This window comes from Bradyrhizobium sp. SRS-191 (assembly GCF_024586915.1).
Lineage (GTDB): Bacteria > Pseudomonadota > Alphaproteobacteria > Rhizobiales > Xanthobacteraceae > Bradyrhizobium.
Genome location: NZ_JANBVS010000001.1, coordinates 325,540 through 349,678, shown reverse-complemented (window position 1 = coordinate 349,678; position 24,139 = coordinate 325,540). Strand labels below are relative to the sequence as shown.

Sequence of the window (24,139 nt, the reverse complement as noted above, 5' to 3'; positions counted from 1 at the left end):
TCGTCCTACGAATCTTCTTGCCGACTCGGTTGAGCGCGCGGTGATCCCGCTCGCGCAATGGCGATTTCGTTGAGTCGTCTTCACGGCTGTAGACGGGCAAAATTCTGTTTCAAATCAGAAGTGTGGCCCGGATGCTGCACGTAAGGAGATTTCAGCAGCAGTTCCAGGGGAGGGTGGTTCCGTTGCGCTTGCTTGGGGAATAAGGTGCGAGGTGCGCGGGAGTCTCTTCAACAGGTTACGGCCCGGCTCTGGCGTTCGAGCCGGTAACGAAAGAATGGAACAGGGATGTTTGGGGTGAAGCTCGTCACCGCGGCGGCGGCTGCGGTTCTCGTGATCGCTTGTGCAGGCCCGACGCCTGCGCTGGCCGACACGATCGAGGCTGCGCTGGTGCGCGCCTATCAGAACAACCCGCAACTGAACGCGCAGCGGGCTTTCGTTCGCGCGACCGATGAAGGCGTTCCGCAGGCGCTGTCTGGCTACCGGCCTAACGTGAAGCTGCAGGCGACGGGCGGCGTCTCCTATACGGATCTGCAGACGGCTCCTGGGGCGCCGGCGGCCCACGGCCTGCAGAGGCCGCGGAGCGTCACGTTGACGGCGAACCAGACTCTCTACAACGGTCAGCAGACAGCCAATGGCGTCCGGAAGGCTGAGGCGAGCGTCTCCGGTGAGCGCGAAGGCCTGCGCGTCCTCGAGCAGAACGTGCTGTTGTCGGCCGCCACCATCTATATGGACTATCTGCGGGACGCGGCGATCGTCGAGGTCCAGCGCAGCAATACGCGGGTGCTGGAGCAGACGCTGAAGCAGACGCGCGATCGCTTCAATGTCGGCGAAGTCACCCGCACGGACGTTGCGCAGTCCGAGGCGCAGCTCGCAGCTGGCCGTACCCAGCAACTCACGGCCGAAGCGAATCTCACTGCGACCCGGTCGAATTTCCGGCGCATCATCGGCAGCGAGCCGGTGAATCTCACGCCAGGCTCGCCCGTCGATCGGTACCTGCCCCCGACGCTTCAGCAGGCAGTCGAGACGGCCCTGACCGAAAGCCCGACTGTGACCTCCGCGATGTTCGGCATCGACGTTCAGTTCCTTCAGGTGAAGATCAACGAAGGAGCTCTGTTGCCGACCGTCTCGCTTCAGGCCTCGGCGAGCGAATCGTATGAAACCTCGGTCCAATCGTACAAGGCGTTCAATGCCGCCGCGACGGCGACGCTCACTGTGCCGATCTATCAGGGCGGTGGTGAATATGCGTTGATCCGGCAGTCGAAGGAGACGCTCGCGCAGCGGCGTCTGACCCTCGAGCAGACGCGCGATCAGGCCCGTTCCGACGTGGTATCTGCGTGGGGCAAGCTGCTGGCCGGCAAGGCTCAGGTGCAGTCGGCCCAGGCCCAGGTTTCGGCCTCGGAGATCGCCCTGAACGGCGTTCGCGAGGAAGCCAAGGCCGGCCAGCGTACGACGCTCGACGTGCTCAATGCCCAGCAGGCGCTGGTCAATGCCCGGGTGTCGCTGGTGACCGCCCAGCACGATCGTGTCGTCGCGTCCTATTCGGTTCTCCAGACGGTCGGACGTCTGTCGCCGCAGGTGCTGAACCTGCCAACGACCACCTACGATCCGAGCGTGCACTACCAGCAGATCCGGGACAGCTGGGCGGGCGTACGGACCCCCGATGGTCGTTAGCCAAATCTTAAGATCAGTGCAGATCCCCCGGTCCTTGGCCGGGGGATTTTTTTATGGCACATGCTGTAGTTGTGATGAATGTGAGACGCTTGGCCGGCGAACACCGTGCTCCACCGGTTCGCGGCGGGCGTTGCTTGCATTCATTTGTTGCCATGACATAGCCTCAAAATGGCCGCCGAACGATTCGGACTACGTCGGATGTTCTTCCAAGAATAGACGCCGACATGGACAGTATCGTTCTGTTGTTTTGCATCGATCTGGCCTCGTCTGGAGACAAGTCGGCATGTCCGTTGAGAAGTCCAAGCCGCTTGGATCCGGCGCCCGGGACGGTTGCGTTGAGCCGGCGCGTGCGGCGGCGTCGCTGATTTGGAGTCGGAAATGACGCAGCCTGCAAAGGTCCAAGAACCCTCCATGGAGGAGATTCTGGCGTCGATCCGGCGGATCATTGCCGACGATGAAGCCAAGCCGCCGGCTGCGGAGAAGGCCGCAGCGCCGGAGCCCGTGAAGGCCGAGAAGCCGGCTGCGCCCGCACCGGCGCCGAAGCCGGTCATGAACGACATCCCGCCGTCCAAGATTGCCCCGGCTGCCGCGAAGCCGGCGCCGGCCCCACCGCCGCCTGCGGCAGCGCCGAGCAACAGCCAGGACGACATTGACGCATTGCTGGCGGGTTTGGATGAAACTAGTCCCGTCGCAGAAGCGCAGCCGGCGCAACCCGAGCCCGCTCCTGAACCAGATGTACTTGAGTTGACGGACGATATGGCAGTGGCACCTCCAACCCCCGCTCCAGCCCCCGCCGCCGCGGCTTCCTTCCGCAAGGTGGAGCCGCAGGACGACATCGAGTTCATCGAATCCGGGCGGCTCAATCACAAGCCGGCCAGCGCGCCGACCTTCGAGGCCTCGTTCGAAGCGACCCCGCCGAAGCAGCCGATCCTGGCGCCCTCAACCGTCAACGCGGTGGAGTCGGCGTTCAACGCGCTGGCCAACACCGTGCTGAGCAACAACGCCCGGACGCTGGAGGATCTCGTCAAGGAGATGCTGCGGCCGATGCTCAAATCCTGGCTGGACGACAATCTGCCGGCCCTGGTCGAGCGCATCGTCAAGGCGGAGATCGAGCGCGTCTCGCGCGGCAGGTGAGCCGCCGGCCCGCGCCTTTCGCCGCCCGCGCCTGATTTGGCCGCCGCTGTTGACTTGGCGGCCCGCGGCGGCTTTCTAGCCTGTTCAAGCTGGTGCCGGCCGGGCGGATCGGAGATCGCTCTTCGAGAGTGCGATGACTGGCCGGGCATCAGTCCGAAAAGAGCCCAGGCACCAACAGCTTGCGCGAGCTTTTTCAGGTCGCGACCAAAGACCTGGACGAAGTTCCGCGACATCCCGAATTGGACAGCCGGCGCCGCGCCAGCTGGGAAATGTCATGATCGAGAAGAATTATCAGCCCGCCGACCTCGAAGGTCGTATGTCCCTGGTCTGGGAGGATGCCCGCGCGTTCTCCGCCGGCCGCCCTGACCGCCGCGACGCCGATCCCTTCACCATCGTGATCCCGCCGCCGAACGTGACCGGGTCGCTGCACATGGGGCACGCGCTCAACAACACGCTGCAGGACATCCTGTGCCGGTTCGAGCGCATGCGTGGCCGCGACGTGCTGTGGCAGCCCGGCACCGACCACGCCGGCATCGCCACCCAGATGGTGGTCGAGCGCCAGCTGATGGAGCGTCAGCAGCCGGGCCGCCGCGAGATGGGCCGCGAGAAGTTCCTCGAGCGCGTCTGGCAGTGGAAGGATGAGAGCGGCGGCACCATCATCAACCAGCTCAAGCGCCTCGGCGCCTCCTGCGACTGGGGCCGCGAGCGCTTCACCATGGACGAGGGCCTGTCCAAGGCCGTCGTGAAGGTGTTCGTCGAGCTGCACCGCGCTGGGCTGATCTACAAGGACAAGCGGCTGGTCAACTGGGACCCGAAGCTCTTGACCGCGATCTCCGACCTCGAGGTCCAGCAGATCGAGGTCAAGGGCAACCTCTGGTACCTGCGCTATCCGATCGAGGGCAAGACGTTCAGCCCCGAGGATCCCTCGAGCTTCATCGTCGTCGCCACGACGCGTCCCGAGACCATGCTCGGCGACAGCGCGGTCGCCGTGCATCCGGATGACGAGCGCTATCAGCACCTCGTCGGCAAGCGCGTAATCCTGCCGCTGGTCGGGCGCGAGATCCCGATCGTCGCCGACACCTATTCCGATCCGGAGAAGGGCACCGGCGCGGTCAAGATCACGCCGGCGCACGACTTCAACGATTTCGAGGTCGGCCGCCGCCACGGCCTGCCGCAGATCAGCATCCTCGACCGCGAGGGCTGCATTGCGCTGGTCGACAACGAGGACTATCTGCGCGGGCTGCCCGAGGGCTCCGAGGAGTTCGCCAAGGAATTCCACGGCGTCGAGCGCTTCGCCGCGCGCAAGAAGATCCTGGAGCGGCTGGAGGCGTTCGGCTTCCTCGAGCGCGTCGAGCCGAACACCCATATGGTGCCGCATGGCGACCGCTCGGGCGTCGTCATCGAGCCCTATCTGACCGACCAGTGGTATGTCGACGCCAAGACGCTGGCGCAGCCGGCGATCGCCGCCGTCCGCTCGGGCGCGACGACGTTCGTGCCGCGCAACTGGGAGAAGACCTATTTCGAGTGGATGGAGAACATCCAGCCCTGGTGCATCTCGCGCCAGCTGTGGTGGGGCCATCAGATCCCGGCCTGGTACGGTCCCGACGGCAAGGTGTTCGTTGCCGAGACCGAGGAGGAGGCTGTCGGTCACGCCATCGGCTACTACGTCGAGCAGGAGGTCATCACGGCGGAGCAGGGCCGCGAGATGGCGCTCGACCGCAACAAGCGCGAGGGTTTCATCACGCGCGACGAGGACGTGCTCGACACCTGGTTCTCCTCGGCGCTGTGGCCGTTCTCGACGCTCGGCTGGCCCGACGATACGCCCGAGGTGAAGCGCTACTACCCGACCAACGTGCTGGTCACCGGCTTCGACATCATCTTCTTCTGGGTCGCCCGCATGATGATGATGGGCCTCCATTTCATGAAGGAGGTGCCGTTCTCGACCGTCTACATCCACGCGCTCGTCCGTGACGAGAAGGGCGCCAAGATGTCGAAGTCGAAGGGTAACGTCATCGATCCCCTCGCGCTGATCGACGAACACGGCGCGGACGCGCTGCGCTTCACGCTCGCCGCCATGGCCGCGCAGGGCCGCGACATCAAACTGTCGACGCAGCGCGTCGAGGGCTACCGCAAGTTCGCCAACAAGCTCTGGAACGCCAGCCGCTTCGCCGAGATGAACGGCTGCACCGTGCCGGAGGGCTTTGATCCGGCCTCCGCCAAGGAGACGCTCAACCGCTGGATCGCCCACGAGGCGGCCGCGGCCACCCGCGAGGTCACCGAGGCGCTGGAGGCCTATCGCTTCAACGACGCGGCCAACGCCATCTACCGCTTCGTCTGGGACGTCTATTGCGACTGGTATGTCGAGCTCTCCAAGCCGACCTTGCTGGGCGAAGAGGGGCCGGCCAAGGACGAGACCAAGGCGATGGTCGCCTGGGCGCGCGACGAGATCCTCAAGCTCCTGCATCCCTTCATGCCCTTCATCACCGAGGCGCTGTGGGAGTCGACGGCGAAGCGCGACAGCCTGCTGACCCTGTCGCCCTGGCCGCACCGCGTCGACACGCCGACGGTCGCCGAGATCGCCGCGCTGTCGGCCGCGAGCTTCGGTGATCCGCTGGTGCCGCCGGTGCTGGTGTCGTTCGACGCCGCCAGCTTCAAGGACGAGGCCGCCGAGGCCGAGATCGGCTGGGTGGTCGATCTCGTCACCGCGATCCGCTCGGTCCGCGCCGAGATGAACATCCCGCCGGCCACCCTGATGCCGCTCGCCCTCGTTGGCGCCTCCGCCGAGACCCGCGACCGCGCGCCGCGCTGGAGCGAGGTCATCAAGCGACTCGCGCGGCTGTCGGACATCTCCTTCGCCGACACCGCGCCGGAAGGCGCGGCGCAACTCGTCGTCCGCGGCGAGGTCGCCGCGCTGCCGCTCAAGGGCGTCGTCGATCTCGCCGCCGAGCGCACCCGCCTGGGCAAAGAGATTGCCAAGGCCGAGGCCGACATCGAGCGCGTCGACAAGAAGCTCGGCAACGAGAAGTTCGTCGCCAACGCGCCCGAGGAGCTCGTCGAGGAGGAGAAGGAGAAGCGCGAGGCGGCGCTGGCCCGCAAGGCTAAGTTCCAGGACGCGCTGTCGCGGCTGCAGGGCGTGGGCTAGCTGCCGCGCGTCACGTCGACTGCTTCACCAATTTCCGCTGTCGTCCCGGCGAACGCCGGGACCCATAACGTGTGATGCTTCGGTCGGGCGCGCTCGGCGTCGTTCTTCGCCTCACTTCTCCCTGTGGTTATGGGCCCCGGGTCGCGCTGCGCTTGCCCGGGACGACGGCTGTGGGCGGAAACGGCTTGCTCAGAAACCGCGAGCCCTTCAGGCCGAAGCGCCAGGGCTTCTCGATCGCCTTGGTGATGCCGATGCGGATGCCGGTGACGACCTCGACATCGCCTGACCGTGCGAACAGCTCGATCGGAGACGCATCCAGCGCCAGCCCGTTGTGCGCGATGGTCACGCCCATCGCCTCGGTGAGCTTGCCCGGCCCCGAGCACAGCGCCCGCACATCCTCCAGCCCACGCCGCCGCCGCATCTCGTCCACGCCCATCGTCGGCTCGACCGCCCGGATCAGCACGGCACTCGCCGAGCCCTCGGCCTCGCAGACGAAGTTCACGCACCAGTGGATGCCGTAGGAGCGGTAGACATAGGCAAAGCCGGGCGGCCCGAACATCACCTGGTTGCGCGGCGTAGGCCCGCGGAACGAGTGCGCCGCGGGGTCGGTGTGGTGATACGCCTCGACCTCGACGATCACGCCGCCGACGCCGTCGACCAGGAACGTCGCCCCGATCAGGTCGGGTGCCACCTGGAGCACATCGCGGGCGAAGAAGGACCGCGTCAGCCGCTTGCCTGCGCCGCGGGCCCGAGGCCGTGAAACTCCGGGAGTTTTTGCCGGTTTTTGCGCCATTCTCAAGAAAATCTGCCGGGATGAGCGCCCGCGGGCGCTGCCCATATCTGCCATGCCCTGGTATCCTCGGCCAGCCGGTTGCGGCGCAGCCCGCCACGGAATAGCTAGGGCGCAACAGCGATTTGCAGGTCCCATGGTCACCATCGTCGACACCCTCTCGAACACGCCGCTGCGCCCGCGCCACCCCGAAAAGGTGAACCGACCGGACTCCGTCTCGCCGGCCAAGCCTGCCTGGATCCGCGTCAAGGCGCCGACCACGCGCGGCTATGCCGACACCCGCAACATCGTGCGCGAGAACGGCCTGGTCACGGTGTGCGAGGAGGCCGGCTGCCCGAACATCGGCGAGTGCTGGGACAAGAAGCACGCCACCTTCATGATCATGGGCGACACCTGCACGCGGGCCTGCGCCTTCTGCAACGTCAAGACCGGCATGCCCCAGGCGCTCGACGCCGGTGAGCCCGAGCACGTCGCCGAGGCCACTTTCAAGCTGGGCCTCGCCCATGTCGTCGTCACCTCGGTCGACCGCGACGATCTCGCCGACGGCGGCGCCGCCCATATCGCCGCGACCATCCGCGCCATCCGCGCGAAGTGCCCGACCACCACGATCGAGGTGCTGACGCCCGATTTCCTGCGCAAGGAGGGCGCGCTGGAGCAGGTCGTTGCGGCCAAGCCGGACGTCTTCAACCACAATCTTGAGACGGTGCCGTCGCGCTATCTCTCGGTCCGTCCCGGCGCGCGCTACTTCCACTCGATCCGGCTGCTGCAGCGGGTCAAGGAGATCGATCCCACCATCTTCACCAAGTCCGGCATCATGGTCGGCCTCGGCGAGCAGCGCCACGAGGTGCTGCAGGTGATGGACGATCTGCGCTCGGCCGAGGTCGATTTCCTCACCATCGGGCAGTACCTGCAGCCCACGAAGAAGCACCACGCCGTGATGTCGTTCGTCACGCCGGAGGAGTTCTCCAACTACGAGACCGTCGCCTACACCAAGGGCTTCCTGATGGTGTCGGCGAGCCCGCTCACGCGCTCCTCCCACCATGCCGGCGAGGACTTCGCCAGACTGAAGGCCGCGCGCGACGCGCTCGCGCGCTGATCGAGACGAGATGCCGAGATTTTCCAACAAGCGCCGCGTCGCGCACACGGCCGACCAGATGTTCGACCTCGTCGCCGACGTCGAGCGCTACCCGGAATTCGTTCCGCTGTGCGAGCGCCTCGTGGTACGTCAGCGCAATCCGAAGCCTGACGGCACCGAGGTCGTCGTCGCCGACATGACCGTGTCGTTCAAGCTGGTGAAGGAGACGTTCACCAGCCGCGTCACGCTCGATCGCGCCAAGCGCAACATCCTGGTCGAGTATGTCAGCGGGCCGTTCTCCAGCCTGGAAAACCGCTGGAGCTTCGAGCAGCGGGAGCAGGGCGCCTGCGAGGTGACGTTCTTCATCGCCTATGAGTTCAAGAGCCGCATGCTGGCGATGCTGATGGGCTCGATGTTCGACACGGTGTTCGCGCGCATGTCGGCGGCGTTCGAAAAGCGGGCCGACGCGATCTACGGGCGGAAGCCGGCGGTGTCGTCGACGTAAGTCTTGCTGCTGCCGATTTTCGACATCAGTCGGCGCCTCACCCTCAGTCGTCGTCCCGGCGAACGCCGGGACCCGTAACCACAGGGTGTGGTGTGGCGGCACGCCCGTCGTTCCGATCTCGTCTCGCCACATCCGCCGCGGAGTATGGGTCCCGGGTCAAGCCCGGGACGACGGCGGAGGGTGGGGCTCGCGGTCTCCCAACTCGCAGCGAACGAGCGCCGCTTTGAACAGCGTCGCTCTAGGAATCCTATCCACGTCCTCAAACAGCTGCTCCGCGACATCGTCGCGGAGCCTTCCTGATCGTCAAATTCGGTCGCAGACGATCGAAACTCACGCCGCCTGCACGGCGGTCAAAAAGTCCTTCACCTTGCCGCGCAGATCGTCGGCATGCCTGGAGAGCTGCCCCGCCGCGCCCAGCATCTGCCGCGCGGCGCCGCCGGCCGACTCCACCGTCTGGCTGACCGAGCCGATGTTGGTCGCGACCTCGCGGGTGCCGCTGGCGGCCTGGCTGACCGAGCGGGCGATCTCCTGCGTGGCGTGGCCCTGCTGGTCGACTGCGGTGGCAATCGTCTTGGCGATCTCGCTGATCTGGCCGATGGTGCCGCCGATGCCCTGAATCGCCGCGACGGTGTCGCTGGTGGCGCGCTGCATCGCACTGATATGGGCCGAGATCTCGTCGGTCGCCTTGGCGGTCTGGCTCGACAGGCTCTTCACCTCGGAGGCGACGACGGCGAAGCCGCGGCCGGCATCACCGGCGCGCGCCGCCTCGATGGTGGCGTTCAGCGCCAGCAAATTGGTCTGGCTGGCGATCGCGTTGATCATGTCGGTGACGGCGCCGATCTTGGCGGCGGCGTCAGCCAGGCTGTTGACGAGGTCGTTGGTGCGCGAGGAGGCCTCGACCGCCTCGGCGGCGATGGTCGAGGAGGTCGCGACCTGGCGGTTGATCTCGCTGACCGAGCTCGACAGCTCCTCGGTCGCGCCGGCCACCGACTGGACGTTGGACGAGGCGGAGCTCGACGCCGAAGCCACCAGCGCCACGCGCTGGGTGGCCTGGTCGGCGGTGGCGGTCAGCGACGCTGCTGTGGTCTCGACCTCACGCGAGGCGCCGGAGATGGCATTGGCGATGGCGCCGACGGAGGTCTCGAAATCCTTGGCAATCCGGTCGAGCGCGCGCTTCTTCTCCTCGCGCGCGGCAATGAGATCGGAGAGATCGCGGCGAAAGCTCATGACGTAGGTCTGGCCCTCGATCGTGGTCGGCACCAGCGTGATCTGCACCAGCGCCGGGCTGCCGTCGGCGCGCTTGGTGGTCCACTCGAAGCTGGCATGGCCTTCGCGCCGGGCCTTGGCGTCCATCTCCTTCACCATTTCGGCGGAGCGCTTGCCGTTGGGCTGGAATTCCGGCGCCATCGTCGCTGGCGAGCGCGACAGCAGGTCCTGCTTGCTGCGGAAGCCGCCGAAGCGCACCGCGGTCTCGTTGCAGGCGATGATCTTGCCTTCGGACATCACCAGGATGGCGTCGCGATTGCGCTCGAACAGCTCCGCCATCAACAGGTTATGCGTGCGATCAGCCGACTTGCCGGAGAAGAAAGCCATGGGGTCCCGAATCCACTGTCAGAGAAGAATGAGCGAGACGTAGCAGGGCAAAATTAACCAAAACCTTTCCGGCCGAGGGCGCTGCCCGTAATCTTTCGATCTGTCGGGCCGGAGAATTACGGAGACGCGACGCAGCCGCTGACGTCCCGCAGCGCTGACGCGCCCGAGCTGTTGAGATCGACGGACCCCCGGACAAATCACGAGGGCGCAGGGAATGCCGGGCGCTGGCCGCAACCCATGGCCCGCCTGCAACAAAAAAGCAGGCGGCAGTCACCACAGGTCCAGCCGACATCCGGCATTCCCTGCGCGATGGTCTTCACGCTTATACGCAGTCTCCCCGGGGACCGGCTGTCTTGCCCCCGTGACCCGCGGATCATCACCGCCGGCGTGGCACCAGCTTCGGGGTGCCAGGACGCTGCGACTTCACGTCCGCCAGGAGCCGTTCGTCGGCACGCCCGAAGGCGCGCTGCGGCCCGTCGGCGGCCATCGCCTCCCACCTCGCGTGTCGTGACGATCGCGATACGCCCCTCGTGTCGAGGCGGGATGAGGGGAGGGAAACATGAATTCTGGAAAGACGAAAGCGGAATATTTTTGCGCGCAGGACTGGACACTGAGTCGGGCTTTGAACGCGCTGAAGAAATTCGTCGTGCCGCGCACGGCTTCTTGTTCACCCTCGGCCGGCTGAAGGCTCAGCAAGGCGTCTGACACATGTCGGCGGCGCAGCTGATTTGCCCGACGGGTGGGCTATGCTGACGCACGACCTCTTGAGATGCTCCATGTGACCCTGCGGCTATGCTCTGCTGAATTGAACGTTCGACTGTCTGATCCCCAACCATTCGGAGAAGAAGCAAACTGATGTCACTCTCACCTCTCTATGACGACGCGCTTGTCTATGCCGCGCAGCTGCATCGCACCCAATTCCGCAAGGGCAGCAATGTGCCCTACGTCGCGCATCTGCTGAGCGTCTCCAGCCGGGTGCTGTCCGCCGGCGGCAGCGAAGTGCAGGCCATCGCGGGCCTGCTGCACGACGCCGCCGAGGACCAGGGCGGGCAGGCCACGCTGGACGAGATCCGACGGCGGTTCGGCGATGATGTCGCCGAGATCGTCGCGGACTGCACCGATAGCTGGGTCGAGCCGAAGCCGGAGTGGCGTCCCCGCAAGGAAGCCTATCTCACCAAGCTGCCGCACAAGCCGGCCTCGTCGCTTTTGGTCTCGCTTGCCGACAAGGTCGACAATGCCGAGGCGATCGCGCGCGATCTCGACGAGGTTGGCGATGCGGTGTGGCAACGCTTCACTGGCAAGAAGGACGGGACGATCTGGTACTACCGCACACTGAGCAGCATCTTCGATCAGGTGTTGCCGGGGCCGTTGGCGCGGGAGCTTGCGCGGACGGTCCGCGCTTTTCCGTCCTGAACGGGTTGAACCGGACGGGGGTGGTCTTTCGTATTTGCAGATGACAACCTCAGAGCGATCGACTATAGAGCCGACATGATCACCGCCGCCACCCATCGTTTCGGTCGTTGGACGCACCGTAGCTCGAGGGTGGCGGGAGGATCACGCGCAGTCTGATGATGTGCAGTCTTTGATCCGAACAGCCGCCAGAAACCTGGCGGCTTTTTTGTTGCCGGCAGGTTTCTCATTCGAGAGGAGCCCAATATGCCGAGCACGACGAACGATCCGAGCGTCAGCACCATCGGGGCGGGCGGGCTTCGTCACGTCCTGCCACCATCGGCGCTCTCGGGGCAGCGTCATCCTTCCTCACCGGGACACTCGATCTCGTCCGGCGCCAACGTCTACTACTTGGCCGCCCCGTCTCCCGCCCAGGATCGCACCGATTCCGAGCCAGTGTCATTGCTGCGACTCTGGTGGACGCGCTGGCACGAGCGCCGCCGCTTCGCGCGGGAGTTGCCGTGGATGGCCGACGAAGTTCTGGCGGATTACGGCGTGACGCGCGCGCAGGCGAGGCAGATGTGCCGACGCCCATTCTGGCGCGCATGAGAGGTCGTCCCTGTCATGGAGGTTCGGCAGGCGTCTAGTGACCAAGCTTGTCAGAGAAGAATCGAACGATCTCGGCGTCGAAGGTTCGATGAAACGCCGCGCGATCGAAATCCACGGGCGTGTCGGCGCAGATGCGAGGGACCGCCGCGGCAAGCTCGGCGGAGCAAGGCGCGAGGAAGGCAAAATGGGCGGCGGGCACGGTGTGAACCTCAGGGCTGCCGGGCAGGCTCGCCGTCACGCGCGCCGTCCCCTCTGGATCCACACCATTGCCACCGAGTTCTGAGCGCCACACCTGCAGGGGAATCTTTATGCTCGCGAGGTTCGCTTTTGTGAACCCGACCGTGTGAGCGGCATCAGCGAGCACCGCAGCCTTGATCCTCGGATCATGCGGCCAGCTCGTGGGAAGCTTGCCACTATGAACCTGCTCGCAGAACGGATTCTTCTGCGTGCAATATTGAGCGACGCGTCCAAAATCGGGGTCGACGCCAGCGAGAACCGTTCCGGTATAGCCGCCGCGCGAAAAGCCGAAGAAACCGATCCGGCCGGGATCGATGGCGGCTTTGCCCGTCCATTGCTGCAACATGAAATCGATCAGGCGCATGATGTCCTGTGGCCGGGAGAGCCAGACCGACAGGCTGTCGCGCTGTGCATCATCGCCAAAACTGTCGCCGGGATGGCTGATCGACACCACGATGAAGCCGGCATCCGCCAGCGCCTCGTTGACATCATGATGCTGCCCGAACCAGCCGCCGCGGCCATGCGAGAACACGATCAGCGGCAGCCTGTTGCCGCTGATCGGGCAATCCTTGACACCGGGCAGCGTCTTGACGCCGGTGATCCCGAGCTTGCCGAGAGGCACCTCCTGCGCCGCAGCGGTGCAAGGTGTCCAGATCGCACCCTTGAGCTCGGGGGTGTCGTCGAGAAGTTGAAGGCCGGCTGCCCGAGCCGGGGAGGTGAGGAGCGGCAGTGCGAGCGCAAGCGCGGTCAGGGTGCGATGCAAAGGGTGATCTCCTTGATGTGAACGATGGGGCCGCGCTGTCGCCGGATCGTCGTGCGTAGTCGTATGTCGCGGCGGGACACGTCGCGTTCACTGCGTGTGAGGCGAGCTAGGACAAGATGAGTTGATCGAGCCCTTCAGACTCTGCGGCTGCGGTCGGCAGACCAACCGTGCGGCTTGCACAGTTCTGTCGAGCGGGCAAAGGCGCGCCCGCATTGCTGCTTTTTCGCGCACTGCGTGAACGCGCCGTGCCCACCGCTTCTGCGCGCTCGCACCACAGCGGGCACGTGTCCGCCTTAAGGCGGTCGCTTTGCTCACTCGCCGAGTCGACGCGCGGCCAACCGACGAATAGTCCGACTACGCATGTGGACTACGCCCACCGCTGTCGTCCCGGGCAAGCCGGAACGGCGCAAAGCGCCGTGGAGGCGCCGATCCGGGACCCATACTCCGCAGCGGACGTGGTGAGACGAGATCGGAGTCGCGGACGTGCCACCACACGGGAGCCTGTGGTTATGGATCCCCGCTTTCGCGGGGATGACGACGGAGGGTGGGGCGAGGGCGTCGCCTCGTGATCGGCAAGGACTGGATCGGATCGCTGCGCTCGCGGTGACGTCGCGGCAATATCGCAGCGCGTCAGGTCAAACTACGTCCTTGGCCGCCTCGGTGGCCGCTTCACCGGATGCAGCCGTGGCGCGCGCGCCACGCGCGGGCGCAGCCGCGTGGCTGCTGCGCGCTTCGGCTTCGCTGGCACCTGCGGCCTCGCCAGCTCCATCAGCATCCGCAACGCCTCCAGCACCGACCGCGTCCGCACCGTGCTGCGGCCGATGGCACCAAAACGCTGTTCGCGGTGGGTGATGCGGCCGTCGCGGGCGGCGACGGCGAAGTGGACGAGGCCGACCGGCTTGCCGGGGGTGGCGCCGCCGGGGCCGGCGATGCCGGTGATGGCCACCGCGAGGTCGACGTCGGCGCGCTCGAGTGCGCCGACCGCCATCTGGATCGCGGTCTCCTTGGAGACGGCGCCGAAGGTCTGCAGGGTCGAAGCCTCGACGCCGAGCATCGCGCGCTTGGCCTCGTTGGAGTAGGTGACGAAGCCGCGATCGATGACGTCGGAGGAGCCGGGGATTTCCGTCAGTGCGGCGGCGACCAGGCCGCCGGTGCAGGACTCCGCGGTCGCGATCATCAGCTTGCGCGACCGGCAGAGGTCGAGCAGCGAGCGGGCCAGCGCGCTGGTGGAGCCGATTTGACGTTCGCTCGCCATGTGCCGCTCGTCCTCGAACTGATAGCTACCCGCCGGAGATGGAGTGCCTCGATGGATCTGAGGCGCCTCCCTGGGCTCGGTTTTGCCTCACCCCGCTCTCGTCCGCCGTAGCTCGGAGAGCGAAGGCGGATGCGGGGAGAGGCCGGATTGCATCGCAAGATGCAATCCGGGTGAGGGGGTACAGGTCTGTCCGCACGCATCACCCGTGCGGCTGCCCCTCACCCCAACCCTCTCCCCGTAAGAACGGGGCGAGGGAGCGCACCGCCGTCGCGGCGCAAATTCAAGTCTGACATCAGAGAGGATTGATCTCCTACCTCACCGGCGGAAGCCGAGGCTAGACTTGGATCAATCCAATCTCACTAACTACACCCCCCAGGGCAGCCGGATCGTTGCGCTGGCCGTGGCCGCGATGCCTTCCTCGCGGCCGGTGAAGCCGAGGCGCTCGCTGGTCGTGGCTTTCACCGCGATGCGCGAGATGTCGACGCCGGAGATCTCGGCGATGCGGGCGCGCATCTGGTCGCGCAAGGGGCCGATCTTCGGGCGCTCGCAGATCATCGTGACTTCGAGGTTGGCGATGCGGCCGCCGCGCGCGGTGACGCGCTCGATGGCGTATTTGAGGAACTGGTCGGAGGAGGCGCCCTTCCACTTCATGTCGGAGGGCGGGAAGTGGGAGCCGATGTCCCCGTCGGCCAGGGCGCCCAGGATGGCGTCAACCAGAGCGTGCAGGCCGACGTCGCCGTCGGAGTGGGCGAGGAAGCCCTTGCTATGCGGCACGCGCAGGCCGCACAGCCAGACATGGTCGCCCTCGCCGAAGGCGTGGACGTCGTAGCCGGTGCCGGTCCTGATGTCGCCGAGCGATGCCGCGAGCCGCGCTTCCTCGCGCACGAAATCTTCCGGTGTGGTGAGCTTCATGTTAGCAACATCGCCCTCGAAGGTCGCGACGGTCAATCCCGCCCATTCGGCAATCGCCGCATCATCTGTGAACTCGGTGAGGCCGTCGCGCGCCGCGCGGCGATGCGCCTCGAGGATCGTGTCGAACCTGAAGGTTTGCGGCGTCTGCGCGATGCGGAGTTTGGCGCGCTCGGGTGTCGCAGTGATGTCGCCGTCGGCGCCGACTTCCTTGATCGTATCGGTGACAGGCACCACGGGAATTGCGGCGCCGGTCTTGTTCGCAGCGACGATCGCGCGCGAGATCACCGCCGGCGTCACGAACGGACGTGCCGCATCGTGGATCAGGACGATCTCCGGCTTGTGCGGCACCAGCGCTTCGAGGCCGGCGAGCACCGAAGCCTGGCGCGTCGCGCCGCCATGTGCCGGCGCCTCGTGGCGGAGGCCGGAGACGGCGGCATTGAAGACCTCGATGTCGTCGGGGTTCACCACCGGCTGCACCACGCTCACCTCGGGATGCTCCGCGAAAGCCGCGAGCGCGCGATGGATGACGGTGCGGCCGCCGATGGTTCGGTACTGCTTCGGACCGCCGGCGCCGGCGCGCAGGCCACGTCCGGCCGCGACGAGAATGGCTGCAGTCCGCTGAGAAGTCGTCATGGGAACAGGGTATCGATGCTGGTGGGATGAGGGAGCGGTGAATGGTCGCGGCTTCTTACATCCGCAGAAGATGTTAAGCGAGCGGCATCACACAGTGCATGAGCCGCAGGGACGAGTCGGGAGTGAGGTGAAGGGCGGGGGCTGCACCTTTACAGGCGGTCCTGCCGGCTGCTTCGGGGCATACGCACTGAGCCATGCAGAAATCCGGCAGCTCCCGGGTTTACCATGACTGCCGAACAAGCATATTTTGCTGCACTGCACTTGAAATGCTGGTTGTCTTGGCTAAAGTGTAGGCATGACGCTTGACTGCCCAAGAATTGTGCTTGAGAGTGCTGGGCAGACGCAATGATGCGTCGATGAGCTTTAAGAGTCGTTCGTGACCGGTCCGGCCAAACCACCAGCCAAGCCAGAAGCCAAGGCTTTGAAGATAGGCGACGTTTCGCTCGCGAACCGGGCCATCCTCGCGCCGATGTCGGGCATCACCGACGCGCCCTTTCGCCGACTCGCCGCCGAATTGGGCGCTGGCCTGGTGGTGTCCGAGATGACCGCGAGTGACGATCTCGTCCGCGGGCGGTGGATATCCCGGTTGCGCTGCGAGGCAAGCGGAATCGGACCGCATGTGGTTCAGCTCGCCGGCTGCGAGGCGCATTGGATGGCCGAGGGCGCCAAGGTCGCTGCCGATGGCGGCGCCGATATCATCGACATCAACATGGGCTGTCCGGCGCGCCACGTCACCGGCGGCCAGTCCGGCTCGGCGCTGATGCGCGATCTCGATCATGCGCTGACCTTGATCGAGGCGACGGTCGAGGCCGTGGACGTGCCGGTAACGCTGAAGATGCGGCTCGGCTGGGACGAGCGTAGCCTGAATGCGCCGGAGCTGGCGCGCCGCGCCGAAGCGGCCGGCGTGCAGCTGATCACCGTGCATGGCCGCACGCGGCAGCAGTTCTACAAGGGCGAGGCCGACTGGAGCGCGGTGCGCGCGGTGACGCAGGCTGTCGACCTCCCCGTTGTCGTCAATGGCGACATCACCACTTTCGAGGATGCCCGAGAGGCGCTCGAGGCCTCCGGCGCCGACGCCGTGATGATCGGCCGCGGCGCGCAAGGCGCGCCCTGGATGCCCGGCCAGATCGGCCGCCGTCTCGACGGCGGGGCGGAAGAGGGCGCGCCGGAGCTTGCGCAGCAGCTCGTTTATCTCACCGCGCTCTACGACGAGATCTGCCGCCATTACGGCGAGCGGGTCGGCCTGCGCCACGCCCGCAAGCATCTCAGCTGGGGACTCGACGTCGCCGCCCAGCACGCCGGCGCCCCGGCCGAAAAACTGAAGGCGTGGCGCGAGCGTATCCTGACATCCGAGCAGCCGTCCGAGGTGCGTCGGGCGCTGCGCGAGGCCTTTGACGATTTTGCCTGGAGTGCAGCCGCATGAGCTCAGCCGCAGAACAGCGCAAGCGCCTTCCGTCCGACGGCGATGCCATCCTCAACGCCTTGCCCAATCCCGTCCTGGTCATCGGCCCTGACGGCATGATCATGGACGCCAACATGGCGGCGGAATCGTTCTTCGATTCTTCGACGCAGTTTCTGCAGCGGCAGTCGCTGAAGAAGCTGGTGCCGTTCGGTTCGCCGCTGCTGGCGCTGATCGATCAGGTGCGGACCACCAACGCGCCGGTCAACGAGTACAAGGTCGATCTGGGTACGCCGCGCACCGGCGCCGACCGGCTGGTCGATCTCCACGTCGCCCCGCTGCCTGAGCGTGCCGGGCACATCGTGGTGATGCTGCAGGAGCGCACCATCGCCGACAAGATGGACCGCCAGCTCACCCATCGCAGCGCCGCGCGCTCGGTGATCGCGCTGGCCGCGATGCTGGCGCATGAGATCAAGAACCCGCTGTCGGGCATCCGAGGCGCCGCGCAGCTGCTGGAGCAGCAGGCCTCCTCGGAGGACCGCATGCTGACCCGGCTGATCTGCGACGAGGCCGACCGCATCGTGACGCTGGTCGACCGCATGGAGGTGTTCGGCGACGACCGTCCGGTGGCGCGCGGACCGGTCAACATCCACTCCGTGCTCGACCACGTGAAGCGGCTGGCGCAGTCGGGCTTCGCCCGCAACATCCGCTTCATCGAGGACTACGATCCGTCGCTGCCGCCGGTGCTCGCCAACCAGGACCAGCTGATCCAGGTGTTCCTGAACCTGGTCAAGAATGCCGCGGAAGCGGTCGTCGACCTCGGCTCCGATGCCGAGATCCAGCTCACCACCGCCTTCCGCCCCGGCGTGCGGCTGTCGGTGCCCGGCAAGAAGTCGCGGGTGTCGCTGCCGCTGGAGTTCTGCGTCAAGGACAACGGCCCCGGCGTGCCCGAAGACCTGATGCCGAACCTGTTCGATCCGTTCGTGACCACCAAGCCGACCGGAAGCGGCCTCGGTCTTGCATTGGTCGCGAAGATCATCGGCGACCATGGCGGGATCATCGAGTGCGAGTCGCAGCCGCGCAAGACGACCTTCCGGGTGCTGATGCCGATGTACAGCGCCAGCAAACAACCAGACCAAAGCAATCGCGATGACGTTTCGGGGACGCCGTTGCGTGCCTCACAGGGATCAAATTGAGGACCACCTATGCCTGCAGGTAGCATTCTCGTTGCCGACGATGATACGGCCATCCGCACGGTCCTGAACCAGGCGCTCTCGCGCGCCGGCTATGAGGTGCGGCTGACCGGCAACGCCGCCACGCTGTGGCGCTGGGTGAGCCAGGGCGAGGGCGATCTCGTCATCACCGATGTGGTGATGCCGGACGAGAACGCGTTCGACCTCTTGCCGCGGATCAAGAAGATGCGGCCGAACCTGCCGGTCATCGTGATGAGCGCGCAGAACACCTTCATGACCGCGATCAAGGCCTCCGAGCGCGGCGCCTATGAGTACCTACCCAAGCCCTTCGACCTGAAGGAGCTGATCGCGATCGTCGGCCGGGCTTTGGCCGAGCCGAAGGAGCGGGCGGCGAGCCAGCCCGATGACAGCGAGTTCGAATCGATCCCGCTGGTCGGCCGCTCGCCGGCGATGCAGGACATCTACCGCGTGCTCGCGCGGCTGATGCAGACCGATCTCACGGTGATGATCTCCGGCGAGAGCGGCACCGGCAAGGAGCTGGTCGCGCGCGCGCTGCACGACTACGGCAAGCGCCGCAACGGCCCGTTCGTCGCCGTCAACATGGCGGCGATCCCGCGCGACCTGATCGAATCGGAATTGTTCGGTCACGAGCGCGGCGCCTTCACCGGCGCCAACACCCGCGCCTCCGGCCGCTTCGAGCAGGCCGAGGGCGGCACGCTGTTCCTCGACGAAATCGGCGACATGCCGATGGAGGCGCAGACGCGGCTTTTGCGCGTGCTGCAGCAGGGCGAGTACACCACCGTCGGCGGCCGCACCCCGATCAAGACCGACGTGCGCATCGTCGCGGCCTCCAACAAGGACCTGCGCATCCTGATCCAGCAGGGGCTGTTCCGCGAAGATCTGTTCTTCCGCCTCAACGTCGTGCCGCTGCGGCTGCCGCCGTTGCGCGAGCGCATCGAGGACCTGCCCGATCTGGTCCGCCACTTCTTTGCGCTTGCCGAGAAGGACGGGCTGCCGCCGAAGAAGCTCGATGCCGCCGCGCTGGAGCGGCTCAAGCAGCACCGCTGGCCGGGCAACGTCCGCGAACTCGAGAACCTCGCCCGCCGCCTCGCCGCGCTGTATCCGCAGGACGTGATCACGGCCTCGGTGATCGACGGCGAGTTGGCGCCGCCGGCGGTGACCACCGGCTCCAACGCGCCGACCTCGATCGACAATCTCGGCGGCGCGGTCGAAGCCTATCTCTCGTCGCACTTCCAGGGCTTCCCGAACGGCGTGCCACCGCCGGGCCTGTATCACCGCATCCTCAAGGAGATCGAGATCCCGCTGCTCACCGCCGCGCTGGCGGCGACGCGCGGCAATCAGATCCGCGCCGCCGATCTGCTCGGCCTGAACCGCAACACGCTGCGCAAGAAGATCCGCGACCTCGACATCCAGGTCTACCGCAGCGGCGGTTAGGCCCGAGGAATATCCCCCCCGATCACGTCGGGGGGGGATCGCCTGCAAGGCGCAGCGCTGCAGGACGGCACACCGTCCATCGATTCAAGCTTTCGTCATCACGATTCAAGCATCGGCGGACCGGCGTTCGCCGGTGCGCATTTGCGCGTTTTGACGCCGCGCGTCAGTTCTCAGTAAAATGAAACATCGTTGCATTTTATTATTCTGCCTCCTATGGTGCCGCCAAGCTCGGCCGCAAATGGCCCAACAAGGCACTATGGAGGAACGGAATGGAGAGCGAGGCTGCGCGCGCGGCGCCGGCATTCGACATCACGCCGACGATGCGCAAGGTGATGCGACGCATCATCCCGTTCATCTTCGTCTGCTATGTCGTCAGCTATCTCGACCGCATCAATGTCGGCTTCGCCGGCCTGCAGATGAACCGCGATCTCGGCCTCACGCCGTCGCAGTTCGGCTGGGGTGCCGGGCTGTTCTTCCTCGGCTATTTCCTGTGCGAGATCCCCAGCAATCTGATGATGCAGCGCGTCGGTGCGCGGCTGTGGATCGCGCGGATCATGATCACCTGGGGCTTGCTGTCGACGCTCACCTGCCTCGTGACAGGGCCTGTGAGCTTCTCGGCGATGCGCCTGCTGCTCGGCATGGCCGAAGCCGGCTTCACGCCGGGTGTATATCTCTACTTCACCTACTGGTTTCCCGGTGTCTGGCGCGGCCGCGCCACGGCCGCGTTCCTGGTGGGCATTCCCGTCGCCAACATGATCGGCTCGCCGATCTCGGGCGCGCTGCTGACGATGGACGGCTTCGGCGGCCTCGCGGGATGGCAGTGGCTGCTGATCATCGAGGGCCTGCCGGCCGTGCTGCTCGGCGTCACTTGCCTGTTCGTGTTGTCGGACCGTCCGGGCGATGCCAAATGGCTGGAAGCGGATGAGCGCCGCGCGCTCGATGCGCAACTGACGGCGGAGCAGGCGACCTTGTCCGCCCGCCACGGCAACACGCTGCGCGATGCCTTCGCCAATCCAAAGGTCTTCGTGCTGGCGCTGGTCAATTTCTGCGGCATCTGCGGCTCGCTCGGCGTCGGCCTGTGGCTGCCGCAGATCGTGCGCGGCTTCGGCGTGAGCTACGTTGCCGTCGGCTTCATCTCCGCAGCGCCCTACGCGCTGGGCGCGGTCTGCATGCTGCTCTGGGCCCGGCTCGCCAACCGAGCCAGGCATCGGCTGTGGTTCGTCTGCGGCGCGCTGGCGATTGCAGGTGTGGCGCTGTCGGTGAGCGCGAGCTTCGCGTCACCGCTGCCGGCGATGCTGGCGCTGACGGTGACCGTGGTCGGCATCCTGTCGTTCCAGGCGACCTATTGGGCGATCCCGTCCGGCTTCCTGACCGGACGCGCCGCGGCGGCCGGGCTCGCTTTGATCGTGTCGATCGGCAATCTCGGCGGCTTCGTCGGCCCGTACATGATCGGCTATCTCAGGGAGACGACGAAGAGCTTCTCGACGCCGCTCTATGTCTTGTCCGCGATCCTGCTAGTCGGCACCGTCGTGATGGCCGCGCTCGGCGACCCCGCTCGCGACACTGTCAAAGCAAAGGAGGCCGCATGATCACCCGTCGTCATCTGTTGGCGGCCGGCGCCGTCGCTTTGATGGGCCCAAGGCCTGCAGCCGCGGACAGCGTGCCGAACTCGGCCGGCTCGGAGTCGCCGAAGCTGAAAGCGCCGGCCAATGCCTGCGACAGCCATCATCACATCTACGATGCGCGCTTCCCGGTCTCGCCGCACTGGCGCGGCGGACGGCCGGATGGCGCAACGGTTGCCGACTATCGTCTGCTGCAGAAACGGCTTGGCGTCGTCAGGCACGTCATCGTCCAGCCCTCGACCTACGGCGTTGACAACAGGTGCCTGCTCGACGCGCTCGACCAGTTCGGCGCCGAGGCGCGCGGCATCGTCGTCATCGACGAGAGCATCGATGATGCCGCGTTGAAGCGCATGGATCAGCGCGGCGTGCGCGGAGTCCGCGTCAACTTCCTGACGCCTCAATCCTGGGGCGTCACGACGTCAGAGCGGCTGGAACAGACGGCCAAACGCATCGCGCCGCTCGGCTGGCATGTCCAGGTGCTGATGTCCGGCGACCAGATCGCGCAGCACGAGGCCGTACTCGCGGCATTGCCGGTGCCGGTCGTGTTCGACCATCTCGGACGCATTCCGCAGCCCATTGGACTTGCTCATCCCGGTGCGCAGGCGATGCTCCGGCTCGCCGACAAGGGCCATGGCTGGATCAAGCTGTCCGAGCCGTATGCCGACACCAAGCTCGGTCCGCCTGACTACGCCGACACGAGCGCGGTCGCGCGGGCCTGCGTGCAGGCGGCGCCGGACCGGGTGATCTGGGGCAGCGACTGGCCACATCCGACCGAGAAAGACAAACCGGACGATGCGCTGCTGTTCGACCTGTTGTCCAGTTGGGCGCCGGATACTGAGGTCCGCGAGAAGATCCTGGTCGGCAATCCGGCGAAGCTATTCGGCTTTACCTGACGCGACGGCGTCAGGCGTGCGAATACATCGGCAATCCCGGCGTTTCGAGATCGGCGCGAAGAATCGAGCCGGTCCGGCTCTCGGTGATGAACAGGCTGCGATTGTCGGGGCCACCGAAGGCCAGATTGGTCGTGCCGACGCCAGCGCATGAGACGATGCGGTCGAGCGGCTCGGCCACAGGCGACACCCGCCACACCGAGCCGAAGCCGGTGTGACAGATCAGGAGATTGCCGTCGCGATCCAGCGCCAGACCGTCGGGGCCGCCGGGCCCGCCATGCAGATTCACGAACACGCCGACTTTCGTCGTGATGCCGCTCGCGGGCAATGGGATGCGCCAGACCTGGTTGGCGCGGGTCACCGCGACCAGCAGGAAGGTTTCGTCCTCATCGACCACGATGCCGTTCGGACTCGGGATCGTGTTGACGAGGCAGATCAGGCGTCCGTCGGTGCCGAGCCGCCAGACCCGGCCGGTCGGATCGTGCATGCCGGTCTGGCCCTGGTCGGTGAAATACAGCGTGCCGGAGCGTCCGAACACCAGATCGTTGACACCCTTGAAGCTCTCGCTCGCCGCCGTCTCCAGGAACGGCGTGACCTGGCCGCTGCCGGGATCGAGCAGCATCAGGCCGCGCTTGTAGTCGGTGATGAAGATGCGGCCGTCGGCATGGATCTTGAGGCCGTTGGGCCAGCCGTCATACTCGGTGACGACAGTCCATGCGCCGTCGGGATCGATGCAAAAAACGCGGCCGAACGGAATGTCGGTGACGTAGAGCCGGCCTTGGCGGTCGAAGGAGGGGCCCTCGAGAAAGCTGTCGATCGCCCGGCCGCCCTGGTTGGCATCAGCCCAGGCGCTGCGCCGGGCCTTGCGGAAATGATCCGGCAGCCTGGTGAAAACTTGCGTGTCGATGCGGCGGGGCGGCGCAAACCAGCTCATGCCGAGAATCCATAGAGTTCGGCAGGCGAGTCGACCAGGACCCGCTGCAATGTGGCCTGATCCGGCATCGCATTGGCCATCAGGTCGAACAGCTCGGCATCATCGGGCTTGTCGTCGGCCTTGCGGGTCGGGTGCGGCCAATCGCTGCCCCACACCATGCGCTCGGGAGCCGCGCGGACATAGGCTGCCGTGATCCCTGCGCTCTCCGCATAGGGCGACCGGCTGCTGAGATAGGCACCCGACAGCTTGATCCAGGTGTTGCCCTTGTCGAGCAGCTTGCGAATGATTGTGTAGGAATTGCTGTTGAGGCCGTCGGCCGGCAGTGCGCCGAGATGATCGATCACGATCCGGGACGGCAGACGCAGCAGCAGATCCTGAGCCGCCTCGAGCTGTTGCGGCCGCATGTTGATCTCGCAATGCCAGCCGAGCGCCGCCAGCCGTGGCGAAAGCTTTTCGAGCGAAGCCACCGAGAGTGGACCGGGGAAGGGCAGGTTGAAGCGCACGCCGCGGGCGCCGAGCGCATCGAACCGCTTCAGTTCGGCATCGCCGACATCTTCGGCGACGACAGCCACCATCCGGAAATTCTCAGCACCCAGCGCCTTCATCGACGCCAGTTGCAGGCTGTTGTCGGTGCCGTAGGTCGACGGCGTGACAAGCACGCCGCGCGTGGTGCCGATCCTCCGTTGCAGCGCCTTGTAGTCCTCAGGCGAAGCGTCGGGCGGCGTCAGCGCCGCGCCCGGCGCCGTCGGATAGCTGGCATCATACGTGTGGAAGTGGCAGTCGGTCGCGCGCGGTGGAGCTTTCCTGGCGGGCGGCGCCGTTCCCGCCGACCAGTGCACGGTGTCGGTGGATTGGCTCCGTCCCGAGCACGGCAGGGCGGCAAGTGCCGCGGCACCGAGCAGCAGGCCGCGCCGGGTGACGTGAGAGGACTTGCCCAT

At 66.2% G+C, this 24,139-nt stretch carries 20 protein-coding genes; 12 read left to right on the top strand and 8 right to left on the bottom strand.

Going from position 1 to position 24,139, the window contains the following annotated elements; genetic code table 11:
* Positions 1–285: 285 nt before the first annotated feature.
* A complete protein-coding gene (locus NLR35_RS01795) occupies positions 286–1,671 on the top strand; it encodes a TolC family outer membrane protein (protein WP_257164846.1) in 1,386 nt (461 codons plus the stop codon).
* Positions 1,672–1,811: 140 nt separating this feature from the next.
* On the opposite strand, the gene NLR35_RS34280 is transcribed toward NLR35_RS01795, so the two are convergent.
* Positions 1,812–2,222: a hypothetical protein gene (locus NLR35_RS34280; protein ID WP_257165242.1), complete on the bottom strand. Its 411-nt coding sequence runs from the start codon at positions 2,220–2,222 to the stop codon at positions 1,812–1,814.
* Here NLR35_RS34280 and NLR35_RS01785 point away from each other — a divergent pair.
* Together NLR35_RS01785 and NLR35_RS01780 are read left to right on the top strand one after the other, a co-directional pair.
* Positions 2,104–2,805, top strand: coding sequence for a DUF2497 domain-containing protein (locus NLR35_RS01785; protein ID WP_257165221.1), 702 nt, complete (start codon positions 2,104–2,106; stop codon positions 2,803–2,805). The genes NLR35_RS34280 and NLR35_RS01785 overlap by 119 nt on opposite strands.
* 274 nt (positions 2,806–3,079) lie before the next feature.
* Positions 3,080–5,947, top strand: a complete 2,868-nt coding sequence (locus NLR35_RS01780) for a valine--tRNA ligase (RefSeq protein WP_257164845.1) — start codon at positions 3,080–3,082, stop codon at positions 5,945–5,947.
* Between the two features lie 127 nt (positions 5,948–6,074).
* Here the strand turns inward: NLR35_RS01780 and NLR35_RS01775 are convergent, their stop codons facing one another.
* Positions 6,075–6,740 (bottom strand): DNA-3-methyladenine glycosylase, encoded by a 666-nt coding sequence (locus NLR35_RS01775; RefSeq protein WP_257164844.1) that lies wholly within the window; start codon positions 6,738–6,740, stop codon positions 6,075–6,077.
* A 133-nt stretch (positions 6,741–6,873) separates the two neighbouring features.
* Here NLR35_RS01775 and lipA point away from each other — a divergent pair, with 133 nt between their 5' ends.
* Both lipA and NLR35_RS01765 read left to right on the top strand, forming a co-directional pair.
* Complete coding sequence (gene lipA / locus NLR35_RS01770) at positions 6,874–7,833, top strand: lipoyl synthase (protein WP_257164843.1); 960 nt, start codon at positions 6,874–6,876, stop codon at positions 7,831–7,833.
* Between the two features lie 10 nt (positions 7,834–7,843).
* On the top strand, positions 7,844–8,317 hold the full coding sequence (locus NLR35_RS01765; protein ID WP_257164842.1) for a type II toxin-antitoxin system RatA family toxin: 474 nt from the start codon (positions 7,844–7,846) through the stop codon (positions 8,315–8,317).
* A 330-nt stretch (positions 8,318–8,647) separates the two neighbouring features.
* Here the strand turns inward: NLR35_RS01765 and NLR35_RS01760 are convergent, their stop codons facing one another.
* On the bottom strand, positions 8,648–9,910 hold the full coding sequence (locus NLR35_RS01760) for a methyl-accepting chemotaxis protein (RefSeq protein ID WP_257164841.1): 1,263 nt from the start codon (positions 9,908–9,910) through the stop codon (positions 8,648–8,650).
* A gap of 855 nt (positions 9,911–10,765) precedes the next feature.
* Between NLR35_RS01760 and NLR35_RS01755 the strand changes: the two genes are divergently transcribed.
* Together NLR35_RS01755 and NLR35_RS01750 are read left to right on the top strand one after the other, a co-directional pair.
* Positions 10,766–11,323 (top strand): HD domain-containing protein, encoded by a 558-nt coding sequence (locus NLR35_RS01755; RefSeq protein ID WP_257164840.1) that lies wholly within the window; start codon positions 10,766–10,768, stop codon positions 11,321–11,323.
* 243 nt (positions 11,324–11,566) lie between these two features.
* Positions 11,567–11,908: a DUF1127 domain-containing protein gene (locus NLR35_RS01750; RefSeq protein WP_257164839.1), complete on the top strand. Its 342-nt coding sequence runs from the start codon at positions 11,567–11,569 to the stop codon at positions 11,906–11,908.
* A gap of 34 nt (positions 11,909–11,942) precedes the next feature.
* Here the strand turns inward: NLR35_RS01750 and NLR35_RS01745 are convergent, their stop codons facing one another.
* The 3 genes from NLR35_RS01745 to NLR35_RS01735 form a co-directional block, all read right to left on the bottom strand.
* Positions 11,943–12,908 carry a hydrolase gene (locus NLR35_RS01745; protein WP_257164838.1) on the bottom strand — a complete coding sequence of 322 codons (966 nt, stop codon included), beginning with the start codon at positions 12,906–12,908 and terminating at the stop codon, positions 11,943–11,945.
* A 640-nt stretch (positions 12,909–13,548) separates the two neighbouring features.
* Complete coding sequence (locus NLR35_RS01740) at positions 13,549–14,163, bottom strand: CinA family protein (protein ID WP_257164837.1); 615 nt, start codon at positions 14,161–14,163, stop codon at positions 13,549–13,551.
* A gap of 363 nt (positions 14,164–14,526) precedes the next feature.
* Complete coding sequence (locus NLR35_RS01735) at positions 14,527–15,708, bottom strand: bifunctional 2-C-methyl-D-erythritol 4-phosphate cytidylyltransferase/2-C-methyl-D-erythritol 2,4-cyclodiphosphate synthase (protein ID WP_257164836.1); 1,182 nt, start codon at positions 15,706–15,708, stop codon at positions 14,527–14,529.
* A gap of 421 nt (positions 15,709–16,129) precedes the next feature.
* On the opposite strand from NLR35_RS01735, the gene dusB reads away from it, so the two are divergent.
* From dusB to NLR35_RS01710, 5 genes are all read left to right on the top strand, one after another.
* Entirely contained in the window at positions 16,130–17,131 is a 1,002-nt protein-coding gene (gene dusB / locus NLR35_RS01730) for a tRNA dihydrouridine synthase DusB (RefSeq protein WP_257165220.1), read from the top strand.
* Positions 17,128–18,303 carry a nitrogen regulation protein NR(II) gene (locus tag NLR35_RS01725; RefSeq protein ID WP_257164835.1) on the top strand — a complete coding sequence of 392 codons (1,176 nt, stop codon included), beginning with the start codon at positions 17,128–17,130 and terminating at the stop codon, positions 18,301–18,303. Before dusB ends, NLR35_RS01725 begins: the two co-directional genes overlap by 4 nt.
* A 9-nt stretch (positions 18,304–18,312) precedes the next feature.
* Complete coding sequence (gene ntrC / locus NLR35_RS01720) at positions 18,313–19,755, top strand: nitrogen regulation protein NR(I) (RefSeq protein WP_006613895.1); 1,443 nt, start codon at positions 18,313–18,315, stop codon at positions 19,753–19,755.
* Positions 19,756–20,024: 269 nt separating this feature from the next.
* Positions 20,025–21,344, top strand: a complete 1,320-nt coding sequence (locus NLR35_RS01715) for an MFS transporter (RefSeq protein ID WP_257164834.1) — start codon at positions 20,025–20,027, stop codon at positions 21,342–21,344.
* A complete protein-coding gene (locus tag NLR35_RS01710) occupies positions 21,341–22,270 on the top strand; it encodes an amidohydrolase (protein ID WP_257164833.1) in 930 nt (309 codons plus the stop codon). Before NLR35_RS01715 ends, NLR35_RS01710 begins: the two co-directional genes overlap by 4 nt.
* 10 nt (positions 22,271–22,280) lie before the next feature.
* Here the strand turns inward: NLR35_RS01710 and NLR35_RS01705 are convergent, their stop codons facing one another.
* Together NLR35_RS01705 and NLR35_RS01700 are read right to left on the bottom strand one after the other, a co-directional pair.
* Positions 22,281–23,201: an SMP-30/gluconolactonase/LRE family protein gene (locus NLR35_RS01705; RefSeq protein ID WP_257164832.1), complete on the bottom strand. Its 921-nt coding sequence runs from the start codon at positions 23,199–23,201 to the stop codon at positions 22,281–22,283.
* Entirely contained in the window at positions 23,198–24,139 is a 942-nt protein-coding gene (locus NLR35_RS01700; RefSeq protein WP_257164831.1) for an amidohydrolase, read from the bottom strand. The genes NLR35_RS01705 and NLR35_RS01700 overlap by 4 nt, the downstream gene beginning before the upstream one ends.

What these genes read in the sequence shown, in the direction of transcription:
- NLR35_RS01795 (WP_257164846.1), top strand. Translation starts at nt 286, where the DNA reads ATGTTTGGGGTGAAGCTCGTCACCGCGGCGGCGGCTGCGGTTCTCGTG.
- NLR35_RS34280 (WP_257165242.1), bottom strand. Translation starts at nt 2,222, where the DNA reads ATGACCGGCTTCGGCGCCGGTGCGGGCGCAGCCGGCTTCTCGGCCTTC.
- NLR35_RS01780 (WP_257164845.1), top strand. Translation starts at nt 3,080, where the DNA reads ATGATCGAGAAGAATTATCAGCCCGCCGACCTCGAAGGTCGTATGTCC.
- NLR35_RS01775 (WP_257164844.1), bottom strand. Translation starts at nt 6,740, where the DNA reads ATGGCGCAAAAACCGGCAAAAACTCCCGGAGTTTCACGGCCTCGGGCC.
- lipA (WP_257164843.1), top strand. Translation starts at nt 6,874, where the DNA reads ATGGTCACCATCGTCGACACCCTCTCGAACACGCCGCTGCGCCCGCGC.
- NLR35_RS01765 (WP_257164842.1), top strand. Translation starts at nt 7,844, where the DNA reads ATGCCGAGATTTTCCAACAAGCGCCGCGTCGCGCACACGGCCGACCAG.
- NLR35_RS01760 (WP_257164841.1), bottom strand. Translation starts at nt 9,910, where the DNA reads ATGGCTTTCTTCTCCGGCAAGTCGGCTGATCGCACGCATAACCTGTTG.
- NLR35_RS01755 (WP_257164840.1), top strand. Translation starts at nt 10,766, where the DNA reads ATGTCACTCTCACCTCTCTATGACGACGCGCTTGTCTATGCCGCGCAG.
- NLR35_RS01750 (WP_257164839.1), top strand. Translation starts at nt 11,567, where the DNA reads ATGCCGAGCACGACGAACGATCCGAGCGTCAGCACCATCGGGGCGGGC.
- NLR35_RS01740 (WP_257164837.1), bottom strand. Translation starts at nt 14,163, where the DNA reads ATGGCGAGCGAACGTCAAATCGGCTCCACCAGCGCGCTGGCCCGCTCG.
- NLR35_RS01735 (WP_257164836.1), bottom strand. Translation starts at nt 15,708, where the DNA reads ATGACGACTTCTCAGCGGACTGCAGCCATTCTCGTCGCGGCCGGACGT.
- NLR35_RS01725 (WP_257164835.1), top strand. Translation starts at nt 17,128, where the DNA reads ATGAGCTCAGCCGCAGAACAGCGCAAGCGCCTTCCGTCCGACGGCGAT.
- ntrC (WP_006613895.1), top strand. Translation starts at nt 18,313, where the DNA reads ATGCCTGCAGGTAGCATTCTCGTTGCCGACGATGATACGGCCATCCGC.
- NLR35_RS01715 (WP_257164834.1), top strand. Translation starts at nt 20,025, where the DNA reads ATGGAGAGCGAGGCTGCGCGCGCGGCGCCGGCATTCGACATCACGCCG.
- NLR35_RS01710 (WP_257164833.1), top strand. Translation starts at nt 21,341, where the DNA reads ATGATCACCCGTCGTCATCTGTTGGCGGCCGGCGCCGTCGCTTTGATG.
- NLR35_RS01705 (WP_257164832.1), bottom strand. Translation starts at nt 23,201, where the DNA reads ATGAGCTGGTTTGCGCCGCCCCGCCGCATCGACACGCAAGTTTTCACC.
- NLR35_RS01700 (WP_257164831.1), bottom strand. Translation starts at nt 24,139, where the DNA reads ATGGGCAAGTCCTCTCACGTCACCCGGCGCGGCCTGCTGCTCGGTGCC.